Source organism: Mycobacterium sp. (genome assembly GCF_044342925.1).
GTDB lineage: Bacteria > Actinomycetota > Actinomycetes > Mycobacteriales > Mycobacteriaceae > Mycobacterium.
The window spans coordinates 1-7,944 of the sequence record NZ_JBIIOV010000152.1 but is presented as its reverse complement, the minus strand read 5'-3'; the positions used below and the strand labels follow the sequence as shown (position 1 = coordinate 7,944).

The 7,944-nt window shown below is 69.3% G+C and carries 8 protein-coding genes and 1 pseudogene; 6 read left to right on the top strand and 3 right to left on the bottom strand.

Annotated features, from left to right (window positions below):
• The 3 genes from ADBZ6I_RS14180 to ADBZ6I_RS14170 all read left to right on the top strand — a co-directional run.
• Positions 1-559 (top strand): SLC13 family permease (locus tag ADBZ6I_RS14180; RefSeq protein WP_526384887.1); only part of this gene is annotated, 559 nt, incomplete at its 5' end.
• Positions 560-633: 74 nt separating this feature from the next.
• Positions 634-1,410 (top strand): HugZ family pyridoxamine 5'-phosphate oxidase, encoded by a 777-nt coding sequence (locus tag ADBZ6I_RS14175; RefSeq protein ID WP_526384891.1) that lies wholly within the window; start codon positions 634-636, stop codon positions 1,408-1,410.
• 22 nt (positions 1,411-1,432) lie between these two features.
• Positions 1,433-1,663, top strand: coding sequence for a hypothetical protein (locus tag ADBZ6I_RS14170; protein ID WP_526384885.1), 231 nt, complete (start codon positions 1,433-1,435; stop codon positions 1,661-1,663).
• Here ADBZ6I_RS14170 and ADBZ6I_RS14165 read toward each other — a convergent pair.
• A complete protein-coding gene (locus ADBZ6I_RS14165; protein ID WP_526384883.1) occupies positions 1,653-2,582 on the bottom strand; it encodes an LLM class F420-dependent oxidoreductase in 930 nt (309 codons plus the stop codon). The genes ADBZ6I_RS14170 and ADBZ6I_RS14165 overlap by 11 nt on opposite strands.
• Here ADBZ6I_RS14165 and ADBZ6I_RS14160 point away from each other — a divergent pair.
• Together ADBZ6I_RS14160 and ADBZ6I_RS14155 are read left to right on the top strand one after the other, a co-directional pair.
• Entirely contained in the window at positions 2,563-4,269 is a 1,707-nt protein-coding gene (locus ADBZ6I_RS14160; protein WP_526384881.1) for an AMP-binding protein, read from the top strand. The genes ADBZ6I_RS14165 and ADBZ6I_RS14160 overlap by 20 nt on opposite strands.
• 20 nt (positions 4,270-4,289) lie before the next feature.
• On the top strand, positions 4,290-5,858 hold the full coding sequence (locus tag ADBZ6I_RS14155; protein WP_526384879.1) for a class I adenylate-forming enzyme family protein: 1,569 nt from the start codon (positions 4,290-4,292) through the stop codon (positions 5,856-5,858).
• Between the two features lie 256 nt (positions 5,859-6,114).
• Here the strand turns inward: ADBZ6I_RS14155 and ADBZ6I_RS14150 are convergent.
• Positions 6,115-6,237: pseudogene (locus tag ADBZ6I_RS14150) on the bottom strand (KUP/HAK/KT family potassium transporter); the annotation flags it as partial.
• A 151-nt stretch (positions 6,238-6,388) separates the two neighbouring features.
• Here ADBZ6I_RS14150 and ADBZ6I_RS14145 point away from each other — a divergent pair.
• The gene (locus tag ADBZ6I_RS14145) at positions 6,389-6,844 is read left to right on the top strand and encodes a hypothetical protein (RefSeq protein WP_526384889.1); all 456 of its coding nucleotides are present in this window, start codon (positions 6,389-6,391) and stop codon (positions 6,842-6,844) included.
• Between the two features lies 1 nt (position 6,845).
• Here the strand turns inward: ADBZ6I_RS14145 and ADBZ6I_RS14140 are convergent, their stop codons facing one another.
• Positions 6,846-7,688, bottom strand: a complete 843-nt coding sequence (locus ADBZ6I_RS14140) for a rhomboid family intramembrane serine protease (RefSeq protein ID WP_526384877.1) — start codon at positions 7,686-7,688, stop codon at positions 6,846-6,848.
• Between the last annotated feature and the right edge of the window lie 256 nt (positions 7,689-7,944).

The window sequence follows — 7,944 nt, the reverse complement described above, 5'->3', positions numbered from 1 at the left end:
CATCCTGCTGGGCGTGATCCGGGCCAGCTCGTTCGCCATCGCCCCGGTGGAACTCATCGCCGTCGCCGGCGCCACCCTGATGGTGGTCACCGGGGTGCTGACCCCGCGCTCGGCTGCCCGCGCGCTGAACTGGAACATCCTGGCGATCATCGCAGGGTCGATCGGGCTGGGCACCATCGTGGTGAAAAGCGGTCTCGGCGATACCATCTCGACGGCGATCGTGGATCTCTGTCACGGCGACACCCTCCTGGTGGCCGCGGTGTTCGCCATCGTCACCACCGTGGTGACCAACGTGGTGACCAACGCCGCCGCAGCGGCGATCTTGACGCCGGTGGCCATCACCGTGGCCAACAGCGCCGGGTTGAATCCGGTGATTCTGCTGACGCTGATCGGCACCTGCATCTCGCTGACGTTCCTCAACCCGATCGCCCACCAGACCAACCTGATGGTGATGGGACCGGGCGGCTACTCGACGAAGATGTTCGTGCGGTTCGGCATCCCGGTGACCATCGTGGCCCTGGCCGTCGCTATCACGGTCGGCTACGCGTTTTTGAAATAGCCGGGCGCTGCCGAAATAGCGGTATCGTCGCGGCCGTGGCCAAAGATCATGGTGACCCCGGTGACGCGCCCACCATGCCCCCGCCGCTGACCGCCGTCGCCGATCCCCGGCGGCCGTCCGCGGCCGAGGAGGCCCGTACCATCGCCGCCTCCACCAACGTCGGCACCCTGGCCAGCCTGACCAAGGCCGGTGATCCGTGGGCCTCGTTCGTCACCTACGGCCTGCTGGACACAGGATCTTTCGGGGGCGCGCCGGTGCTGTGTGTGTCGCACCTGGCCGAGCACGGCCGCAATCTGGCCGCCGACCCGCGCGCCAGCCTGGCGGTGGTGGCCCCCGGGGCCGAAGCCGATCCGCTGGCCAGCCCGCGGATCACCCTGGCCGGCATCGTCGAACACCCGGTCGGCGCTGAACTCGAGGCCGCCCGCGCCGCCCACGTCGCGGCCGTCCCGGCGGCGAAGTACTACATCGACTACAGCGACTTCGCGGTCTGGGTGCTGCGGGTGCAGCGGGTGCGCTGGGTCGGCGGCTATGGCCGGATGGACTCGGCGAGCGCGGCCGACTATGCCGCGGCCACCGCCGACCCGCTGAGCGCAATCGCCGCCGGCGCGATCGAGCACCTCAACGACGACCACGCCGGGGCACTGGCCGAAATGGCCCGCGCGCTCGGAGGCTTTCCCGACGCCGAATCGGCGATGTGCACCGGGGTGGACCGGTACGGCATGGACCTGAAGGTCCACACCCCGCGCGGGGCGGTCTACACCCGGGTGGGTTTCGGCGGCGCCGTCGGCTCGGCGGAGGACTTGCGGGCCGCCACGGTCAGACTGGTGCGGCAAGCCCGGGAGTCCGGCTGAAACCCGGCTGTACCCTCCAGCTATGACGACTGCGACCGACGAGCGCAACACCGTGGCCGAACTGGCCGCCGAACGGGACTGGCAGCAGCGGGAAGGCGCCGATGGCCGCCAGCAGAGTTTCTACCGCGGCACCGTACGCATCAGGGTCGTGTGGGCCGGTGACAAGCTCAGCGGTGCGTCGCTGTTCCACGACGAGATGTACGAGTCCTACACCCGCGAGCTGGCCACCCTGCGGGCCTGGTTCAAGCGGTAGGGAGCAGCTCCAGCACCTCGGCCAGCTTTCGCAGCGCCGGGCGCGGATCCCAGGCCGGGTTCCCGTCACCGAGAACCTGCACCACCACATGGTCGGCGCCGGCGTCCAGATGCGCGGTGACCGACGCCGCCGCCTGCTGCACCGATCCCATCCCGACGATCCCGCGGGCCAGCCGCTCGGACCCGCCGGGGACGAAGTCGGTCTCGTCGAAACCCTGCCGCAGCCACGAGTTCCGGTAGTTCGGCAGGCCGGAGTAGATCTGCAGGTGCAGGTGCGCGCGGCGCAACTGCTCGTCGTCACCGGCGCTGTCTTTGTCGAGCCCGACGACGACGGCCTGCTCGGAGACGATCCACTTGTCGTCGCCCAGGATCGCCCGGGTGGTCGCGGTGTGTTCCGGGCGCACCAGGTACGGGTGCACACCGTCGGCGTGGGTGCCGGCCAGTTCAATCATCTTGGGTCCCAACGCAGCCAGCAACCGGGTCGGGCGACCCGAACCCGGCTCGATCATGGCGGGCAGTGCGGCCATCCGCTCAAGGTAGGACCGCATGGTGGAGAGCGGCTTGTCGTAGGTGCCGCCGAGCATGTTCTCCACCAACGGTCCGTGACTGACCCCCAGGCCCAGCACGAACCGGCCCGGGTGGTTCGCGGTGAGGGTGCGGCCGCCGCCCTCCATGGTCCCGGCGACGCGGGCATGGATGTTGGCGATGCCGGTGCCAACCACCAGCCGATCGGTGGCCGACAGGAACGCCGCGGACTGCACCAGGCAGTCCTTGAGGCCCACCTCGGGGATGAACAGCGACCCGTAGCCCAGTGCCTCGATCTCCTGGGCCACCTCTTGGGCGGCCGACATCGGCCAGGTGTCGCTGGCCCACCACACACCGATGCGGGACGGGAAGTCGATGCGGGCGCGTTCGGTCACAAGTCCCGACTCTATCCGGGCCGACGGCGCATACAGTGAGGCCGTGACCTTCGACCTGTCGACCGTATTTCGCAACGTCGCTTCGACCGTCCCCGACAAGCAGGTTCTGGTTTGGCGCGACCTGCGGCTGACCTACTCGCAGATGGACGCCCGCATCGACGGGATCGCGCACTACCTGACCAGCCGGGGGCTGGGCTGCCACACCGAGCGCGACCAGTTGGCCAACCACCAGTCCGGCCAGGACCACGTCGGCCTGTACCTGCGCAACGGCAACGAGTACCTCGAGGCGATGGTGGCCGGCTACCGGGCACGGGTGGCGCCGTTCAACGTCAACTACCGCTACGTCGAGGAGGAGCTGCTCTACCTTCTCGCCGACGCCAAGGCCCGCGCGCTGGTGTACGCCGCGGAGTTCGCCCCGCACGTCCAGTCCATCCGCGGCCGGCTGCCCGATCTGGAGGTACTCATCCAGGTCGCCGATGACTCCGGCAACGAACTGCTGCCCGACGCCGTCGATTACGAGTCCATCGTGAACACACCGGCACCGGCAGGCGGCATGCCGACGCCCAGCGCCGACGACCTCTACATCCTCTACACCGGCGGCACCACCGGCATGCCCAAGGGCGTGCTGTGGCGTCAGCACGACATCTTCATGTCCGCCATGGGCGGGCGGCCGTTCCTGGCCGGCGGCGAACCGCTGAACTCCTACGACGACCTCGCCGCCCAGGTGCGGGCCCAGGGCGGTTTTCGGTCCATGCTGGTGATCCCGCCGCTGATGCACGGTGCCGCGCAGTGGGGGGTGTTCAACACCATCAGCACCGGCGGCTGGATCGCGCTGCCCGACGACGTGCGGCGTCTCGACGCCGACGCCATCCTGCGGCTCGCGGAACGCGAACGGGTGCTGGGCATTCCGGTGGTCGGCGACGCGATGGCCCGCCCGTTGGTCGACCAGATCGAGAAGGGCGACTACGACCTGTCCGGACTGCTGGCCATCACCAACGGCGGCGCCCCGCTGTCACCGACCGTGCGCGACCGGCTGCTGGCCGCCCTGCCGAATCTGATGATCATGGACGCCGTCGGCTCCTCGGAGTCCGGCGCGCAGATGACCACCGTCTCCACCAAAGGCACCGATTCCCAGACCGCGGTGTTCACCCCGCTGGTCGACACAGGCGTGGTCGCCGCCGACTTCAGCCGGGTGCTGGAGCCCGGCGAAGGCGACGGCTGGCTGGCGCGCTGCGAACTGGTGCCGCTGGGCTACCTCGGCGACGCGGAGAAGACCGCCCGCACCTTCCCCACCATCGACGGGGTGCGCTGGTCGATCCCCGGCGACAAGGCCCGCCTGCTCGCCGACGGGCGCATCGAACTGCTCGGCCGGGACTCGGTAACCATCAACTCCGGCGGCGAGAAGATCTTCGCCGAGGAGGTCGAGCGGGCGGTGGCCAGCCACCCCGCCGTCTACGACGTGACGGTCGCTGGCCGGCCGTCGGAACGGTGGGGCAGCGAGGTGGTGGCGATCGTGCAGTTCGCCGAGAACCGCAGCGCCACCGACGAAGAACTGGCGCAGGCCTGCCGCGCCCACATCGCCGACTACAAGATTCCCAAGGCGTTCATCCGGGTCGACGCGGTAGTGCGCTCCCCCTCCGGCAAGGCCGACTACCGCTGGGCCAAGGCCGTCGCGACAGGGGGCTGATCCCGCCTAGGATCGGCGGCGTGCAATCCCCCTGGGGCGACGACGTCGAGACCGGTAGCTACGGCGGCCATCCCGGCCTGGTCTACGCACAGAGGCCGCGCACCTTCGCCGATCTGCTGTTCGGCGTCGACCGCTGGGCGCAGCGCACCTTCCTGGTGCAGGGCCACCGGCGGGTGAGCTTCGGCGAGTTCTTCGCCGCGATCTCCGGCGCACGGAAGCGTCTGGCGCCGTTGGGGATTCGACCGGGTGATCGGGTAGTGCTGCTGGCCTACAACAGCCCGGACTGGGTGCTGGCGTTGTGGACGATCTGGTCGGTGGGTGCGGTGCCGGTGCTGGGCAACCGGTGGTGGAGCCAGCGGGAGGCCGAGCACTGCATCGCCCTGGTCGGGGCGCGGGCGGTCATCACCGACGCGCCGGGCCTGGCCGGCGACACCGCCGTCGACATCGCCGCGCTCAGCGACTGCTTCGCCGGCGCCGGACCGGTGCCGGACATCCCCGGACCGCCCGACGAGGACGACCCGGCGGTCATCCTGTTCACCTCCGGCAGCACCGGCATGCCCAAAGCCGTCGAACTGCCGTTCCGCGCGGTGGTGGCCAACCAGCAGAACGTGCTGGCCCGGTCGCGCCAACTGCCGCACCTGATTCCGTCCGACGGCCCGCAGCCGGTGAACCTGATCTCCACGCCGCTGTTCCACATCGGCGCGTTCGCCACTTTGATCACCCAGACGATCACCGGCGGGCGAATCGTGTTCAACACCGGCCGTTTCGACCCCGCGCAGGTGCTGGCGCTCATCGAATCCGAGCGCGTCGAACGGTGGGGCGCGGTGCCCACCATGGCGGCCCGGTTGCTGGAGCATCCCGACTTCGACTCCCACGACCTGTCCAGCCTGCGGTCGTTCCCGCTCGGCGGGGCGCCGGTGCCGCCGGTGCTGCTGGCGCGGCTGGCGCGGCGGCTACCGCAGTTGCAGGGCCGCGGCATCGTCAACACCTGGGGCATGACCGAGGGCGGCGGATTTTTCACCCTCGCCACCGGCGCCGACCTGCAGCAGCACCCGCGGACCGTCGGCCGGCCGTTGCCCACCGTGGAGTTGCGCATCGACAACCCCGACGACGACGGCAAAGGCGAGATCCTGGTCCGCAGCCCTACGACGATGCGCGGCTACGTCGGAATCGACGGTGACATCTCCGGGAGCCCAATCGATTCCGACGGCTGGCTGCGCACCGGGGATCTGGGTCACCTCTCCGACGACGGCTATCTGTTCGTCGACGGCCGCAGCAAGGACATGGTCATCCGGGGCGGGGAGAACATCGCCTGCCCGCACGTGGAGGCGGCGCTGATGCGGCATCCCGATGTGGTGGAGGCGGCCGCCATCGGCCTGCCGCATCCTGAGCTCGGGGAGGAACTTGCCGCGGTGGTGGTGTACCGGGCCGGTGGTCTCGTGCCCACCGAGGAGGAGCTGGCCCGGCACATGGCCGGCCAGGTCGCGTACTTCGCCGTGCCCACCCGATGGCGGATTCGCACCGAGCCGCTGCCGACGGTCGGCACCGAGAAGCTCGACAAGAAGAGCCTCGCCGCCGAATTCGGTTGAGAACGTGACGGAGACAGCGGCGGGACAGTAGACGGACGCCCCGGGTGGGGGCACTGTTTCTGCCCGCACACGACACTCGGCCGGCCCCGCGCGCCCAGGACCTCAGCGCCGTGCGAACTCCGGCGCGCGCTCGGGCCGCACCCCCACGCCGACCACATAGGCGGGCACCACGGACAGCCACGGCATCCGTCGTAGCAACCCCACCAGGGCAGCCGGCGGACCCCATGATCACCGTACGGTCCGCCGGCAAACAGAAGTCGTTGTCGGCGCGCATCACCAACACGACGTAGGTCAGCGTGACGATCAGCATCACCGACCAGAAGATCAGCGAAACAACGCCGTAGACGTTGGCCTGGCTGATCGGGACCGGATGCGGGTCGGCACCACCCCCAACGCGCCGACCACCATGCCCGCCCGCATCGGGTGCGCGGCGGCTTTGTTCGGCACCGCCGGATCGTATCGCTGCGCATGCCCGCCAGCGGGGCATACATTTTTCTCAGCAGCGACGAAGGGGGCGAGGGGTGCGCGGAATGGTGCGCGGAATCCTGGCAGCCCTGGCCGCGGTGACACTGGCCCCGCTGGCCCCGGCACCGGTGGCGCACGCCGGACTGTTCGCCGGCCACTACAACGCCTACGTCGACGGCCGGTATGACTTCCACTCCTGGATCTTCACGTTCACGTCCTGCAACCCGCCGGACAGTGTGGCCGTCTGCGCCAACGTCTCGGCCAATCCGATGCCGATCGCCAAGGCCTTCCAGTGGTACGCCAAGGCCTATCAGGCCGACGGCGTGTACACCATGGTCGTGGACGTGCCCGATGGACTGCGGTGCGGCAACGTCTACTACGGACCGGTGATCCCGACGCACGACGTGTACACCTGGGATGCGGTGACGCTGACCGGGACGCTGCAGTCGTCCTTCGCCACCGGCTGCGACAACGCACCCGGCGGCACGCTGACCTTTCCCTTCCGGCTGGTCCGGCTCTAGCTCAGCCGCCGAGCAGGGTGGCGGTTCGGGCAGCGATCAGCACACCGAAGACCGCGAGCAGCCCGATGGTGGCGCCGGCCTGAACCAGGTTGCGTCGCGCACGGGGGGCGTAGACGAACACCGCCGCCACCAGGGCCCCGACGAGCAGGCCGCCGAGGTGGCCCTGCCAGCTGATTCCCGGGATGGTGAAGGTGATCACCAGGTTGACCGCGATCAGGCCGATCAGCCAGCGCACATCCAGGTTGAGTCGCTTGCTCGTCACGAAGGTGGCGCCGAACAATCCGAAGATGGCCCCGGAGGCGCCGGCGGTGGGCACGTTGGCCGCTGAGAATAGGTAGACCATCACCCCGCCGCCCAGGGCGCTCAACCCGTACAGCGCGGCGAACCGCAGCCGGCCCAGGTGCTGTTCCAGGGGCGGGCCGAGCACGTACAGGGCCCACATGTTGAACAACAGGTGGATGAGCCCGAAGTGCACGAAGGCCGACGTCGCCAACCGGTAGTACTCCCCCGCCGCTACGAACAGCGGGACCAGCGCCAGCTTGTAGACCACCATCTTGGAGCCCAGCTGCAGCATGAACACCGCCACATTGACGGCGATGAGCGCGTAGCTCACCAACGGAATTCCGGTGCGCATCACCCCGCCGGCCATGGTCGTCACAACGGGAACGCTCTGGGCGGCGGCCTGGACGCACTCCACGCACTGATGGCCGACCGAGGCGCTGACCATGCACTCCGGGCACACCGGCCGCCCGCAGCGGGTGCAGGACACGTAGGTCTGGCGGTCGGGGTGGCGATAGCACGCGGAAGCCCCGGCCGGGGTCTGTGCTGGGTAGGGCATCGTCATGGTCCTCGCGACGATACTGGCCGCGCCCGGCGCGGTGGGCGACATGGTCGGCTACGGCTAAAGCCAGCACAGTGCCGGTTCCGGCTGAAGGGGGTCACTACCTCCAAAAACCTCCCCGAGGGCGCCCTTACAGCGACGGAACCGGGCCCCCGGGTGCCCCTAAACTGCGGATCCACTTGTGCATCACTAGTCGACGTGGCGCAACTCGCGCCACAGAGGTACTCACAGCTCCGTAAAAATTGCTTCTGAGCTCATT

What these genes read in the sequence shown, in the direction of transcription:
- ADBZ6I_RS14175 (WP_526384891.1), top strand. Translation starts at nt 634, where the DNA reads ATGCCCCCGCCGCTGACCGCCGTCGCCGATCCCCGGCGGCCGTCCGCG.
- ADBZ6I_RS14170 (WP_526384885.1), top strand. Translation starts at nt 1,433, where the DNA reads ATGACGACTGCGACCGACGAGCGCAACACCGTGGCCGAACTGGCCGCC.
- ADBZ6I_RS14160 (WP_526384881.1), top strand. Translation starts at nt 2,563, where the DNA reads ATGCGGGCGCGTTCGGTCACAAGTCCCGACTCTATCCGGGCCGACGGC.
- ADBZ6I_RS14145 (WP_526384889.1), top strand. Translation starts at nt 6,389, where the DNA reads ATGGTGCGCGGAATCCTGGCAGCCCTGGCCGCGGTGACACTGGCCCCG.
- ADBZ6I_RS14140 (WP_526384877.1), bottom strand. Translation starts at nt 7,688, where the DNA reads ATGACGATGCCCTACCCAGCACAGACCCCGGCCGGGGCTTCCGCGTGC.